Origin of the sequence: Streptomyces sp. NPDC050759, from assembly GCF_044456945.1 — a bacterium.
Classification (GTDB): domain Bacteria; phylum Actinomycetota; class Actinomycetes; order Streptomycetales; family Streptomycetaceae; genus Streptomyces.
In genome coordinates this window covers 229,318-242,401 of sequence record NZ_JBITGI010000001.1, presented here as the reverse complement: position 1 = coordinate 242,401, position 13,084 = coordinate 229,318, and the positions used below count along the sequence as shown (strand labels likewise).

General features: G+C 71.0%; 13 protein-coding genes. 3 read left to right on the top strand and 10 right to left on the bottom strand.

Translation table 11 applies throughout. The features are described 5' to 3' along the window. Window positions 1-62: 62 nt before the first annotated feature. Both ACIBJB_RS01105 and glnA read right to left on the bottom strand, forming a co-directional pair. A complete protein-coding gene (locus tag ACIBJB_RS01105; RefSeq protein WP_398925201.1) occupies window positions 63-317 on the bottom strand; it encodes a hypothetical protein in 255 nt (84 codons plus the stop codon). A gap of 113 nt (window positions 318-430) precedes the next feature. Next, on the bottom strand, window positions 431-1,840 hold the full coding sequence (glnA, locus tag ACIBJB_RS01100) for a type I glutamate--ammonia ligase (RefSeq protein WP_057611742.1): 1,410 nt from the start codon (window positions 1,838-1,840) through the stop codon (window positions 431-433). Window positions 1,841-2,040: 200 nt separating this feature from the next. On the opposite strand from glnA, the gene ACIBJB_RS01095 reads away from it, so the two are divergent. Continuing rightward, window positions 2,041-2,511 carry an RDD family protein gene (locus ACIBJB_RS01095; RefSeq protein ID WP_398925199.1) on the top strand — a complete coding sequence of 157 codons (471 nt, stop codon included), beginning with the start codon at window positions 2,041-2,043 and terminating at the stop codon, window positions 2,509-2,511. Window positions 2,512-2,596: 85 nt separating this feature from the next. Here the strand turns inward: ACIBJB_RS01095 and ACIBJB_RS01090 are convergent, their stop codons facing one another. The 4 genes from ACIBJB_RS01090 to lipB all read right to left on the bottom strand — a co-directional run bounded on the left by ACIBJB_RS01090 (window position 2,597) and on the right by lipB (window position 5,694). Continuing rightward, a complete protein-coding gene (locus ACIBJB_RS01090; protein ID WP_398925197.1) occupies window positions 2,597-3,298 on the bottom strand; it encodes a DUF4191 domain-containing protein in 702 nt (233 codons plus the stop codon). Between the two features lie 65 nt (window positions 3,299-3,363). Then, window positions 3,364-3,576, bottom strand: coding sequence for a hypothetical protein (locus tag ACIBJB_RS01085; RefSeq protein ID WP_398925195.1), 213 nt, complete (start codon window positions 3,574-3,576; stop codon window positions 3,364-3,366). A 278-nt stretch (window positions 3,577-3,854) separates the two neighbouring features. After that, window positions 3,855-4,820, bottom strand: a complete 966-nt coding sequence (lipA, locus tag ACIBJB_RS01080) for a lipoyl synthase (protein WP_057611746.1) — start codon at window positions 4,818-4,820, stop codon at window positions 3,855-3,857. 73 nt (window positions 4,821-4,893) lie between these two features. Beyond that, window positions 4,894-5,694, bottom strand: coding sequence for a lipoyl(octanoyl) transferase LipB (gene lipB / locus ACIBJB_RS01075; protein WP_398925193.1), 801 nt, complete (start codon window positions 5,692-5,694; stop codon window positions 4,894-4,896). A gap of 243 nt (window positions 5,695-5,937) precedes the next feature. Between lipB and ACIBJB_RS01070 the strand changes: the two genes are divergently transcribed. Next, window positions 5,938-7,371 (top strand): regulator, encoded by a 1,434-nt coding sequence (locus ACIBJB_RS01070; protein ID WP_398925191.1) that lies wholly within the window; start codon window positions 5,938-5,940, stop codon window positions 7,369-7,371. Between the two features lie 97 nt (window positions 7,372-7,468). Here ACIBJB_RS01070 and ACIBJB_RS01065 read toward each other — a convergent pair whose 3' ends face one another. Then, window positions 7,469-8,938 carry an NAD(P)/FAD-dependent oxidoreductase gene (locus ACIBJB_RS01065; RefSeq protein ID WP_398925189.1) on the bottom strand — a complete coding sequence of 490 codons (1,470 nt, stop codon included), beginning with the start codon at window positions 8,936-8,938 and terminating at the stop codon, window positions 7,469-7,471. Between the two features lie 171 nt (window positions 8,939-9,109). Further along, on the bottom strand, window positions 9,110-10,003 hold the full coding sequence (locus ACIBJB_RS01060) for a TIGR01777 family oxidoreductase (protein WP_398925187.1): 894 nt from the start codon (window positions 10,001-10,003) through the stop codon (window positions 9,110-9,112). Between the two features lie 71 nt (window positions 10,004-10,074). Between ACIBJB_RS01060 and ACIBJB_RS01055 the strand changes: the two genes are divergently transcribed. After that, a complete protein-coding gene (locus ACIBJB_RS01055; RefSeq protein ID WP_398925185.1) occupies window positions 10,075-10,563 on the top strand; it encodes a GNAT family N-acetyltransferase in 489 nt (162 codons plus the stop codon). Window positions 10,564-10,718: 155 nt separating this feature from the next. Here the strand turns inward: ACIBJB_RS01055 and ACIBJB_RS01050 are convergent, their stop codons facing one another. Together ACIBJB_RS01050 and ACIBJB_RS01045 are read right to left on the bottom strand one after the other, a co-directional pair. Beyond that, window positions 10,719-11,903 (bottom strand): MarP family serine protease, encoded by a 1,185-nt coding sequence (locus tag ACIBJB_RS01050; RefSeq protein WP_398926791.1) that lies wholly within the window; start codon window positions 11,901-11,903, stop codon window positions 10,719-10,721. A 930-nt stretch (window positions 11,904-12,833) separates the two neighbouring features. Continuing rightward, the coding region (locus ACIBJB_RS01045) for a hypothetical protein (RefSeq protein ID WP_398925183.1) at window positions 12,834-13,084 on the bottom strand (251 nt) is incomplete at its 5' end.

Below are 13,084 nucleotides of genomic sequence, written 5' to 3'. Positions count from 1 at the left end.
CCGCCGCCTGCGCCCCGTTCCAGATGCTGTCCCGCACGTCCGTCCCTTACCTGCTCAGCGCGCTAGAACGGACGGAAGTCCGCATACCCCAGCACCAGAATGATCACTGCCACGGTCCCGAGGACGATGGCCGTCGACCTCCAGGACGAGCGGCGTGGTGCCCTCGGCTCCGGGTCGGCACGGAACGGCTGTGGCTTCGGCGGGTTCTCCTTCCAGCGGGCGGCGAGCATCCGGGCCCGCGCAGAGGGCTCCTTGAGCTCGGCCCCGTCGGCCCACTTGATGTCGAACTCCCGCTCGCTGTCGTCCTGTTCGGACATCTCCGTAGCCCCCGTCACGCTCTCGAACAGTCGTACAAGAATACGACGGCGCCCCCGTCCCGAGAAACCGGAACGGGGGCGCCGCCGTACGGACTACGCGTCGACCAGGTCGATCACACGTCGAAGTACAGCTCGAACTCGTGCGGGTGCGGGCGCAGCTGGAGCGGGGCGATCTCGTTCGTCCGCTTGAAGTCGATCCACGTCTCGATCAGGTCCGGCGTGAAGACGTCGCCCTGGAGGAGGAACTCGTGGTCGGCCTCGAGGCGGTCGAGGACGGCCGGGAGGGAGGTCGGGACCTGGGCGACATTCGCGTGCTCCTCGGGAGCCAGCTCGTACAGGTCCTTGTCGATCGGCTCGGCCGGCTCGATCTTGTTCTTGATGCCGTCGAGGCCCGCGAGCAGCAGCGCCGAGAACGCCAGGTACGGGTTGCCGGAGGAGTCGGGCGCGCGGAACTCGACGCGCTTGGCCTTCGGGTTGGAGCCCGTGATCGGGATACGCATGGCCGCGGAGCGGTTGCGCTGCGAGTACACCAGGTTGATCGGCGCCTCGAAGCCCGGGACCAGGCGGTGGTAGGAGTTCACCGTCGGGTTGGTGAAGGCCAGCAGCGACGGGGCGTGCTTGAGGATGCCGCCGATGTAGTAGCGGGCGGTGTCCGACAGGCCTGCGTAACCGGCCTCGTCGTAGAAGAGGGGCTGGCCGCCCGTCCACAGCGACTGGTGGACGTGCATGCCCGAGCCGTTGTCACCGAAGATCGGCTTCGGCATGAAGGTCGCGGTCTTGCCGTTGCGCCAGGCGACGTTCTTCACGATGTACTTGAAGAGCTGGAGGTCGTCGGCCGCGGCGAGCAGCGTGTTGAACTTGTAGTTGATCTCGGCCTGGCCGGCGGTGCCCACCTCGTGGTGCTGGCGCTCGACCTGGAGGCCGGACTTGGCCAGCTCCAGGGAGATCTCGGCACGCAGGTCGGCGAAGTGGTCGACCGGCGGGACCGGGAAGTAGCCGCCCTTGTAGCGGACCTTGTAACCGCGGTTGTCCTCCAGCGCACCGGTGTTCCAGGCGCCCGCCTCGGAGTCGATGTGGTAGAAGGACTCGTTCGACGAGGTGGCGAAACGCACGCTGTCGAAGACGTAGAACTCCGCCTCGGGGCCGAAGTAGGCCGTGTCGGCGATGCCGGTCGACGCGAGGTAGGCCTCGGCCTTCTTCGCCACGTTCCGCGGGTCACGGCTGTACTGCTCGCCGGTGATCGGGTCGTGGATGAAGAAGTTGATGTTCAGCGTCTTGTCGCGGCGGAAGGAGTCGACCCGGGCGGTCGACAGGTCCGCGCGCAGCGCCATGTCGGACTCGTGGATGGCCTGGAAGCCACGGATCGACGAGCCGTCGAACGCGAGCTCCTCGTCCGGGTCGAACGCCTCGACGGGCAGCGTGAAGTGCTGCATGACGCCCGGCAGGTCGCAGAAGCGGACGTCGACGAACTTGACGTCCTCGTCCGCGATGAACTTCTTGGCCTCGTCGGCGTTCTGGAACATCCAGCTCCTCCTACTCCCGACCGTTCCTGGACCGGGGTGGTAGTTCGTTCGTGCGGCCAGTGCGGTGGCACACGCTGTCCACGACCCTAGGGACGGGTGGTTTCTCGGGCGTGACCCATTTGTTTCGCACAAGTTAACCGGACATCGTGGGTCCCGCCCCACCTGTCCGTATCCCGAAACGCCGGCAGTACGGTGGACCCGTGGACAAGAGGGATGCAATCGGATCGTGGCTCTCGGGGCCCCGCGCGGCCGCCGAGGATGCCGGTGTCGACTTCGGATACCGCGGACAGCAGCTCGGCCTGCCGGAGGAGGGACCGGGCTCGATCGCCCGCCCCGGACGGCGGCTGGGCGCACTCGCCGTGGACTGGGCGATGAGCGTCCTGATTGCATCCCGGTTGATCACTCAGAGCTACGGCGACCCGTCGACCTCGAACTGGTCGCTGCTGGTCTTCTTCGTGATGGGCGTCCTCACCGTCGGCACCATCGGCTTCACCCCCGGCAAGCGCCTCTTCGGCCTGCGGGTGATAGCCCTCGACACCGGCCGCGTGCACCCGGCGCGCGCCCTCCTGCGCACGGTCCTGCTCTGCCTCGCCCTCCCGGCCCTGATCTGGGACCGCGACGGCAGGGGCCTGCACGACCGGCTGGCGAAGACCGTGGAAGTACGTATCTGACGAGGCTGATCCGCTACGACAATCCGCTACGACGATGGGGGCGCCCGGTGTGACACCGGGCGCCCCCATCGTCGTACGAGAGGATTCAGCGGGCCTTGGGCCCACCCTTCGGGAGTTTCATGCCCTTGGGCATGGGGCCCTTCGGCAACGGCATGTTGCTCATCAGGTCGCCCAGCGCCCGCAAGCGGTCGTTCGTGGCGGTCACCTGGGGGCCGGTCAGCACGCGCGGCAGCTTGAGCATGGTGGTCCGCACCTTCTTGAGCGGGACCTGGCCCTCGCCCGTGCCGACGAGGATGTCGTGCACCGGCACGTCCGCGACGATACGGTTCATCTTCTTCTTCTCGGCGGCCAGCAGGCCCTTGACCCGGTTCGGGTTGCCCTCGGCGACCAGGACGATGCCGGCCTTGCCGACGGCCCGGTGCACCACGTCCTGACTGCGGTTCATCGCCACTGCGGGGGTCGTCGTCCAGCCCCGGCCGATGTTGTCCAGCACGGCCGCCGCGGCGCCCGGCTGCCCCTCCATCTGCCCGAACGCGGCCCGCTCGGCCCGGCGTCCGAAGATGATCGCCGTCCCGAGGAAGGCGAGCAGGAAGCCCAGGATGCCGAGGTAGACCGGATGCCCGATCAGGAAACCGATCGCGAGAAAGACACCGAGGATGAGGATGAAGACACCCGCGAGTACCAGGCCGATCTTCTTGTCGGCCCTGCGGGTCATCTTGTACGTCTGGGCGATCTGCTTCAGTCGCCCGGGGTTCGCGGCATCCGCCGCACTGTCACTTCTCGCCATGCCCCGAAGTCTACGTGGCCCCGCAGGCGCCGACGACGGCAGTGTCCACCGTCGAAGGGGACGATTCAGGAGCGGGCGGTGACCGTCTCGCTGAGCGTCTGCTCCAGGACACGCTGCGCCTCGACCCTGTCCTTGGCGCGGCGGCGGTCCTCCAGGACGGACGTCCAGGCGTTGCGGCGAGCGGTCCGCTGACCGCTGCTCATGAGCACGGACTCGACGGCACGGAGTGCATCGGTGAACGACGGGATGGCGGTGGCGCGAACCGGCGCGGCCTGCATGATGGGGGTCCCCCTCGGGAGTGACGGCTCTGGTGAGTGGTGCACGGGCTGTACAGCCAGGGTCACTGAATGGTGTTACCAGGGCGTGACCGACCGGTCAAACACCCATGAAGCCTGGATGTGCCGCCCGAAAACACGGACGCGGCCCCGATGACCCCCCTATCTGCGGGGATGTCCGGGACCGCGTCAATCGGCCGCTACCGAGCGGTAGTTGCTTGTGCTCGGATTCACACGTTTGGAGTGGCACTCCGTGCCATCCGGAGATGCTCAGGCAGTGCTCAGACGGCCTGCGAAGCGACGTAGGAACCGCGCTTCTCGACCGCCATCTGGTAGAGCCGGCCCGCCCGGTAGGAGGACCGGACGAGGGGTCCGGACATCACACCGGAGAAGCCGATCTGCTCGGCCTCGTCCTTCAGCTCCACGAACTCCTGCGGCTTGACCCAGCGTTCCACGGGGTGGTGGCGCACCGACGGGCGCAGGTACTGGGTGATGGTGACGAGCTCGCAGCCGGCGTCGTGCAGCTGCCGGAGCGCCTCGCTGACCTCCTCGCGGGTCTCGCCCATGCCGAGGATCAGGTTGGACTTGGTCACCAGGCCGAAGTCGCGGGCCTCGGTGATGACCTTCAGGGAGCGCTCGTAGCGGAAGCCGGGGCGGATGCGCTTGAAGATCCGGGGGACCGTCTCGACGTTGTGCGCGAAGACCTCCGGACGGGACTCGAAGACCTGCTGGAGCAGCTCCGGCACGGCGTTGAAGTCCGGGGCCAGCAGCTCGACCTTGGTGCGCCCGGCCTCACGGCCCGCGGTCTGCTCGTGGATCTGCCGGACCGTCTCGGCGTACAGCCACGCGCCGCCGTCCTCCAGGTCGTCGCGGGCGACGCCGGTGATGGTGGCGTAGTTCAGGTCCATGGTGACCACGGACTCGCCGACGCGGCGCGGCTCGTCACGGTCCAGCGCCTCGGGCTTGCCGGTGTCGATCTGGCAGAAGTCGCAACGCCGGGTGCACTGGTCGCCGCCGATGAGGAAGGTCGCCTCACGGTCCTCCCAGCACTCGTAGATGTTGGGACAGCCGGCTTCCTGGCAGACCGTGTGCAGGCCCTCGCTCTTCACGAGCTTCTGCATCGCGGTGTACTCGGGACCCATTTTCGCCCGGGTCTTGATCCACTCGGGCTTGCGCTCGATGGGGGTCTGGGCGTTGCGGACCTCCAGGCGCAGCATCTTGCGTCCGTCGGGTGCGACTGCGGACACGACCGGCTCCCTAGCGTTGATTCTTCGGCGTGCTCAAGGGTACGCCCGTGGATTTGAAAGCCCGAGGCGGTGTTCAGGCTGCCGGTGTCTTCTCGATCACTCTCGGCTTCAGCTCCGCGTTCTCGAGTACGTCCTTCAGATGCCGCTCGACGACCGGCAGGACCTCGTCGATGGTCACGTCCCGGCCGAGCTCGCCCGCGAGGGAGGCGACGCCCGCGTCACGGATACCGCACGGGATGATCCGGTCGAACCACTTGTTGTCCGGGTTCACGTTCAGCGCGAAGCCGTGCATGGTCACGCCCTTGGCGACCCGGATGCCGATCGCCGCGATCTTGCGGTCCTCGCGGCGCTGCCCGGCGTTGGACGGGGCGTACTCCGGGCCGTTCATGCGCGGGTCGAACTCCTCGTCCGTGAGCCGGGGATCGAAGTCCAGGGAGAGCCCGCCGAGCGCCGGACGCGTCTCGACCGGGTCACCGAGCACCCATACGCCGCTGCGGCCCTCGACGCGGCTGGTCTCCAGGCCGAACTCCGCGCACGTGCGGATCAGGGCCTCCTCCAGGCGCCGTACGTGCGCCACCACGTCCACCGGACGCGGGAGCTTCTGGATCGGGTAGCCCACCAGCTGGCCCGGACCGTGCCAGGTGATCTTGCCGCCGCGGTCCACGTCGATGACGGGGGTGCCGTCGAGGGGGCGCTCGCTGTCAGCGGTGCGCCGGCCCGCCGTATACACAGGGGGGTGTTCGAGCAACAGGACGGTGTCGGGGATCTCGTCCTCGAACCGCGCCGCGTGCACCCGGCGCTGTTCGTCCCACGCCTCCTGGTACTCGACCGCGTCCGCACCGAAGCCCATACGGACGAACCGCAACCCACTCACGGCAAGCGCCTCCCCAGAAAGTCGTAAGGCACGAAGGGTGCCCACGCCACTGTACGTCCGGCCCGCGGGCGTCAGCTCCGGGGACAATCCTCACACGATCGGATGAACGAACGTCGAAGTGTGCGATCGTCTGCTCACTCTCCGCTACATTCGCCGTTCGCACAGGCCATAAGGGCTGCTCACAGGCAATCCGGGCACCACGTGACCACGTGACGGCCCGAAAGGCAGGAGACCGCACCGCAGATGACGGAACGACCCGCGCAGCGCACTCCCAACCGACAGCTCGCCGCGCTCATCGCAGAAGCGGGGTTCTCCAACGCGGGTCTCGCCCGACGCGTGGACCAGCTCGGTCTCGAACACGGGCTGGATCTCAGATACGACAAGACGTCCGTGACCCGGTGGCTGCGCGGGCAACAGCCCCGGGGCACCACGCCCGCCCTCATCGCCGAGGTCTTCACCCGGCGTCTCGGCCGCCGGCTCTCCGCGCAGGACCTGGGCCTCGACGCCTGCGCGCCCGTCTACGCCGGCCTGGAGTTCGCCTCGGGTCCCGAGGAGGCCGTCGACATCGTCAGCGGGCTGTGGCGCAAGGACTCCGGCAGCCACGCCGAACTGCGCAAGATCGCCTTCACCCCCGCCGGACTGGTCGTGCCGAGCCGTGACTGGCTGATCGGCCGCCCCGACGACAGGGTCGCCCGCGGCGAGCCGGTCCGGGTCCCTCCCCAGGGGCGCCCGGCGGTGCCACGGCAGCGCGGCCAGGGCGAGCGCGCGCCCGGTCAGAAGGTCACCGGGGGTGACATCGCCGCACTCGGTTCGGTCGGCGAGCTCTTCCGCACCCTCGACGACCAGTACGGCGGCGGCCACGCCCGGCAGGCCCTGGTGCGCTATCTGGAGCACGAGTGCGAGCCGATGCTGCGCGGCACCTACGGCGAGACGACGGGCCGCAGGCTGTTCGCCGCGGCGGCGGACCTGACCCGGCTCGCGGGCTGGACGTCGTACGACATCGCGGCGCACGGTCTCGCCCAGCGGTACTTCGTGCAGGCGCTGCGGCTCGCGCAGGCGGCGGGGGACCGGGCGTACGGGGCGTATGTGCTGGTCACCATGAGCCGTCAAGCCGTGTATCTGGGGCACGGACGGGAGGCGATCCAGCTCGCGCGAGTGGCCCAGCAGGGCGTCGGGACGACGGCACCGCCGGTCGTACAGGCACTGCTGCACTCGGCCGAGGCGCGGGGGCACGGGGTGCTCGGAGAGGTGCGGGCGTGCACGGCCTCACTGGTCCGCGCGGAACGGGCCCTGGAGGCGGCCCGTCCCGGTGACGAGGTCCCGCACTGGGCACGGTTCTTCGACGAGGCGCAGCTGGCGGACGAGTTCGGGCACTGCCACCGGGATCTGCAGCAGTTCCGGGCGGCGGCGCAACACGCTGAGCGCTCGCTTCAGTTGAGGGCGCCGGCGTATGCGCGGAGTCGGTTGTTCTGCCGGGTGGTGCTGGCTTCCGCGAGGCTGGGGCTGGGGGAATTGGACCAGGCGTGCGCGTTGGCTGCGGAGGCGGCCGGGCAGGCGGCGGAGATGCGGTCGGTTCGGGCGGTGGAGTATGTGCGGGACTTCGAGCGGCGGTTGGAGCCGTATAAGGATGCTGCGCCGGTTCGTAGTTATCGCGACAAGGTCGCTGCGCTGGGGTAGCGCCGCCTCGCCGTAACTCCGCACCCGAGTATGGCGTGTGCGACTGCGTCGTGGCTGGTCGCGCAGTTCCCCGCGCCCCTTCGGGCGCGGGTGATCCTCACGCTGCCTGAGCTGTGGGAGTCGGGTCTGCTCGGTGCATTGAACCCGCCGCCCCCAGGTCTTTCAGGATGGCCGTTGTCGCCCTGTGCGCCGAGTGGAGTGCGCCCTGGACCGTGTTGGTGTCCCGGTGGTCGCCGCAGACGTACAGGCCGGTCAGCAGGCGTACCGGGCGGCGCAGGTCGTGGGGGGCGGGCATGGCCGGGACCGCCTCCCGCGTGTGGTGGACCGCGAGGGTCTCCCAGCGCTGGGTCGGCGTGCCGTACAGGCGGGCCAGGTGGGTGCGTACGGCCGTCTCCAGGTCCGGAGGAGGGGTGCCCAGGACCGTCGAGGAGATCAGGGCCCGGCCGGAAGGGGCCCGGCTCGGGTCGACCTCGCTGATTACCGCCGTGTGGGCCACCGGGCCGCCCCGGTCGGCGTCGAGCAGCAGCGCGGGGCCCGTGCGGGGCGGTTCGTCCGTCGTGTGGTGGACGACCGTCACCGGGTGGAAGTCCGGTACCCGCAACCCCGGCAGCAGCTCGGCCGCGGCCCGCGCGTCCGTCGCCAGCAGCACCGCCCGGCACCGGATCTCGCCGTGCTCGGCCGTGGTCACCGACGTCGTCGCGACGGACGTGACCCGCACCCCTGTGTGCACGGTCCCCGCCGGCAGCGTCTGCGCGAGCAGCTCCGGAAGCGCCTCCGCGCCGCCCTCGGGCACGCACAGCCGCCCACCCGCGAAGGCCCGCAGCGCGAGGTCGGCGCATCGGCTGGACGTCGTCAGCGCGGGGTCGCACAACAGCGCGGCGAGCAGGGGACGCAGGAAGCCGTCGACCGTGCGCGCGGGCAGCCCCCGGGCCGCGAGCGACTGCCCGGCGGGCAACTCCGGACGGGCGAGGAGGCGTTCGACGGGCACGGTGGAGAACCGGGTGAGCGCGGCACCGAGCCGGGCCTGGTCGACGGCACCGCCGAGCGGCGCGGCGGCGCGGGCGGCCCTGGACACGGTCCCCTGACCGGCACCGGGCAGCACCCGGAACGTGGCCCTCTGGGATGCGGTCCTCCGGGATGCGGTCCTCCGGGATGTGACCCTTCGGGATGCGGCCACCAGCCTCGGCCCCGGCATCCCCCGAGGGGCGCTCGCCAGGGCGCGCACCGCATGGAGTGCGCCCCTTGCGCTCCGGGCGCCCGCCGGAGCGTCCACGCGGTGGTGGCGTCCGTCGCCGTGCAGCAGGACGCCCGGCGCGAAGGGCCGCAGCACGAGCCCGTCGAGCCCGGGCGCGAGCCGTAGTTCGGGATACGCCGTGGACAGCAGCTGTCCGATCCGGTCGAGCCGGAAGCCGTCGACCTTCTCGGTCGACATCCGGCCGCCCACACAGGGGGCGGCCTCCAACACCGCGACGGTCACTCCTTGGCTGGTCAGCCGATGCGCCGCGGAGAGTCCGGCGACCCCGGCTCCCACGATCACGACGTCCGCCTGGTACGCGGGCTCAAGCACGTGCCCCTCCTCGAGGTTGCGCGGCCGGTGGAGACGTCATGCCCCCAACAGGCTCCGGGGATACCCGAGTTCGGGTCGAGGGTAGGGCGGTGACCGGTCAGGAACAGTCGCGCATCAGCAGGGCACGGTCGCACACCGGTCGCATGTCGTCACAGACGGCCATGTGAACCCTCACGCCGCCCGGATCGCCCCCTCGATGTCCGGGAACGCGAACGTGAACCCCGACTCCAGCAGTCGCGTCGGCCGCACCCGGGCGCTGCCCAGCACATCCCCGGCCATCTCGCCGAGCACGGCCCGCAGTACCGGCGCGGGGACCGTGAAGAGGGTCGGCCGGTGCAGCACGCGGCCCATGGCCTCGGTGATCTCACGGTTCGTCAGGGGCTCCGGGGCGGTGAGGTTGAAGGGCCCGGACAGGCCGTCGGTCGCCAGGAGATGGCGGATCGCGGCCACCTCGTCGTGCAGCGCGATGAACGACCAGTACTGCCGCCCGTCGCCCATCCGCCCGCCGAGCCCCGCCCGGAACAGCGGGAACAGCTTGCCCCAGGCCCCGCCCCCGCGGCCCACCACGAGCCCGGTGCGGGTGAACGCGGTCCGTACGCCGGCCTGTTGAGCGGGCGCGGCCGCGCCCTCCCACTCCACGCACAGCTCGGGCAGGAAGCCCTGTCCCGCGGGGGAGTTCTCGTCGACGATCCGGTCGCCGGTCTCGCCGTAGTACCCCATCGCGCTGCCGTTCACGAAGACCCGGGGCGGCTTGTCCAGGGAGGCGACGGCCTTGGCGAGGGCGGTGGTGCCGTTGACCCGGCTGTCGTGGATCCGCTTCTTGTACGCGTCCGTCCAGCGGCGCGAACCGACGCCCGCCCCGGCGAGGTTGACCACGGCGTCGCACCCGGCGAGCCCGGCCGTGTCGACCCGCCCGGCCTCGGGGTCCCACCGGACCTCTGTCTCCTTTCGGGGCTCCCGGCGCACCAGCCGCACCACCTCGTGCCCGTCCGCGGTCAGGGACCGCGTCAGGGCCGAGCCGATCAGTCCGGACGCGCCGGCCACCGCGATTCTTGAAAGTTGCATGAACTCATCCTGCCTGGTGGGTGCGTAAGAGCGATGTCTGGTTCCGGTACCTCCACCGTAGGGTGGCGGTCATGTCCCAGCTGTCCATACGCCTGGCCCTCCCCGACGACGAAGAGGAGCTGGCCCGCCTCGAGCGTGCGACCTGGTCGCCCCTGCACGCGGTCACGCCGCGGCAGCAGCCTCCCTACCGACCGTTCTTCGGCGAGCACCATGTTCCCGACGACTGCCTGGTCGCCGAGACCGACCGCCGCATCCTGGGATACGTCCTTCTCGGTTTCCCGACCCCGATCGAAGCGAACGCCCACGTACGCCAGATCCAGGGCTTGGCCGTCAGCGAGGAGGCCCGGGGCCGGGGCGTCGGCCGCGCCCTGATCCGCGCGGTCACGGACGAGGCCCGCCGCCGCGGCGCCCGGCGGCTCACCCTGCGCGTCCTCGGCCACAACACCCCGGCCCGCAAGCTCTACGAGTCCGAGGGCTTCGCGGTCGAGGGCGTGCTGCCCGAGGAGTTCCTGCTGGCGGGGGAGTACGTCGACGACGTGCTCATGGGGCGCCGTCTCTGAGGACCTGGTCGGCCGCGGCGGTCGTACGGCGTCTGCGCACCACGAGGCAGAGCGCGACCCCCGCCACCAGCAGCGAGATCAGGAAGAACACGGACACGGGAGCCTCCGGGGTGCCATGCGGGACTGTGGTCCTGATCATCCGGGAGGCCGCGGCTTCAGGACGTGACCAGGTCGCCCGTGTCCACCGGTGACGTGGCGTCCGCCGCCTTCTCGGCGTCGCCTGCGACCTCGTCGACCGTCAGGACATAGCCCGTCTCGTCGTCGGAGGTGGAGCGCGCGAAGACCACGCCGTAGACCTTGCCGGAGGCGGTCAGCAGCGGGCCGCCGGAGTTGCCGGGGCGGACGGTCGAGCGGATCGAGTAGATCTCGCGGGTCACGGTGGCGTCGCTGTAGATGTTCTGGCCGGTCGCCTTCACCCGGCCCGCCACCGTGGCCGCCTGGAGGTTCAGGTCACCGTCCTGCGGATAGCCCGCGACCACCGCGGAGTCGCCCCGCGAGGCGCTGTCCTCGAAGCGCAGCACCGGCGCCCGGAGATCCGGGACGTACAGCACGGCCACGTCCCGGTTCGGATCGAACAGCACCACCCGTGCCCTGTACGGCTGCCCGACCCCGCCGACCCGGACGCTCGGCTCGTCGATGCCGGCCACCACATGGGCGTTGGTCATCACGTGCTGCGGGGCGTACACGAAGCCGCTGCCCTCGCGGCCCTGGGTGCCGGAGGCGCCCTCGATCTTGACGGTACTGAGCTTGGCCGCGTTGGTGGCGGCGGCCGTGACGCTGTCGCCGGTGGGCCTCGCGACCTCGGCCGTCGACTCGTTCTCGAACGGGTTGAAGACCTGTGGGAAGCCCGCCTCGGTGAGCGCGGAGGTGGCCCGGGAGAACCAGTTCGGCGTGGTCTCCGGCATGGAGTCCTGGACGGCGCCGAGCAGGGCGGAGTCCCGGATGGCGGTGGTGACCAGCGGGGACGAGGACGCGCCGAGCACGCTTGCGGCGACCCAGGCCACGATGAGTACGGCCACGGAGTTGGCGGCGGCCCCGCCGACTCCGTCCGCGACTCTCAGCGGCCCCTGGTCCAGCTCCCGGCGCAGCCTGAGCGCCAGGCGGCCCGCCAGCTCGTGCCCCACCGCGGCCGGGACCAGCACGGTCAGCACGGCGGTCACCGTCGCGGCCGTGCTGCCCGGTGCCACCAGGTCCATCATCCACGGCAGCACCCACACGCCCACGACCGCACCGCCGACGAACCCGGCGAGCGAGACGCAGCCGGCCACCAGGCCGCGCCGGTAGCCGGAGGCCGCATAGGCGGCGATCACCAGCAACAGCAGGATGTCGAGTACGTCCACGGAGCCGCCCTTCTCTCTCGGAACCTTCAGTACGCAGGCGAGGCGTCCAGTGATCAGCGGCACGCGTGCGTGCACCTGGGAAAACGTCGCGGACCAGGACGATGGTTCCACCGGGTGGCACAGCACACATCGCGGACGGAGCGGATCCGGCCGAGAGTGGAACCATGCGTGTCCGAAGAGCGCGGGGGATGCGAAGACGGCGGACGTCCCGAATACGCGACGCGAGCCGAACAGGACTCGCGGCCCGAATACGCGACGCGAGCGGAATCGCTCTCGCGCTCCAAAACCGCCTACCCCCCAAGCACCGGGCGGCGCCCGCTGCTGGCGAGGGGGCGTCTGCCGGCTCTACGGCCCCTGCCGGGCCGGAGGTCCCTGGCGGCCCTGCGACGCGGGCCGGACCCTCCGCTCCGGTCGCCCCGAGGGCGTCTGCCGGGGAGGCGGAGGTTCCTGGCGGCCCGGCGACGCGGGCCAGACCCTCCGCTCCGGTCGCCCCGAGGGCGTCTGCCGGGGAGGCGGAGGTTCCTGGCAGCCCTGCGGCGCCGACCGGACCCACCGCCCCGACCGCCCCGACGGCATCTGCCGGTCCTGTGGCTGCTGCCGGGGAGGGGGTGTCTGCCGGGCCTGCGGTCCCCGCACGTCCGGCGTCCGCTGCCGGGCCTGCGGTTTCTGCCGGGCCCGCCGCTCCTGTCGGCCCGACGGCGTCTGCTGGGAATACGGCTTCCCAGCCTGCCGGGGCCGAGGCGTCTGCTGGTCCTCCCGCCTCCTCCCGCCCGACGCCCTCCGCCGGACCCTCCGCTCCGGTCCGCCCGACGACCTCTGCTGGGCGTACGGTCCCCGCAGGGGTGGAGGCGTCTACCGGGTCTGCGGCCCCCGCAGGTCCGGCGGCCGCCGACGGACCAGTGGTTTCTGCCGGCCCCGACGGGGTGGAGGCTACCGGCGGATCTGCGGTCTCCCCTGGGGCTGCCGCTTCCGTGCGGCCGACGGTCCCCGCCCGTCCCGCGACTCCCGTACGGTCGGCGGCTCCCGCCGGGCCCGAGGGTCCTGTACGGTCGGCGGCTCCCGCCGGGCCCGAGGGTCCTGTACGGTCGGCGGCTCCCGCCGGGCCCGAGAGTCCCGTACGGACATCGACTCCCGCCGGGCCCGCGACTCCCGTCCGACCTGCAGTTCCCGCTGATCCAGCG

Bases quoted from the DNA above. Each gene is read 5' to 3' on its own strand.
- ACIBJB_RS01105 (WP_398925201.1), bottom strand. From the start codon at position 317: ATGTCCGAACAGGACGACAGCGAGCGGGAGTTCGACATCAAGTGGGCC.
- glnA (WP_057611742.1), bottom strand. From the start codon at position 1,840: ATGTTCCAGAACGCCGACGAGGCCAAGAAGTTCATCGCGGACGAGGAC.
- ACIBJB_RS01090 (WP_398925197.1), bottom strand. From the start codon at position 3,298: ATGGCGAGAAGTGACAGTGCGGCGGATGCCGCGAACCCCGGGCGACTG.
- ACIBJB_RS01085 (WP_398925195.1), bottom strand. From the start codon at position 3,576: ATGCAGGCCGCGCCGGTTCGCGCCACCGCCATCCCGTCGTTCACCGAT.
- ACIBJB_RS01070 (WP_398925191.1), top strand. From the start codon at position 5,938: ATGACGGAACGACCCGCGCAGCGCACTCCCAACCGACAGCTCGCCGCG.
- ACIBJB_RS01060 (WP_398925187.1), bottom strand. From the start codon at position 10,003: ATGCAACTTTCAAGAATCGCGGTGGCCGGCGCGTCCGGACTGATCGGC.
- ACIBJB_RS01055 (WP_398925185.1), top strand. From the start codon at position 10,075: ATGTCCCAGCTGTCCATACGCCTGGCCCTCCCCGACGACGAAGAGGAG.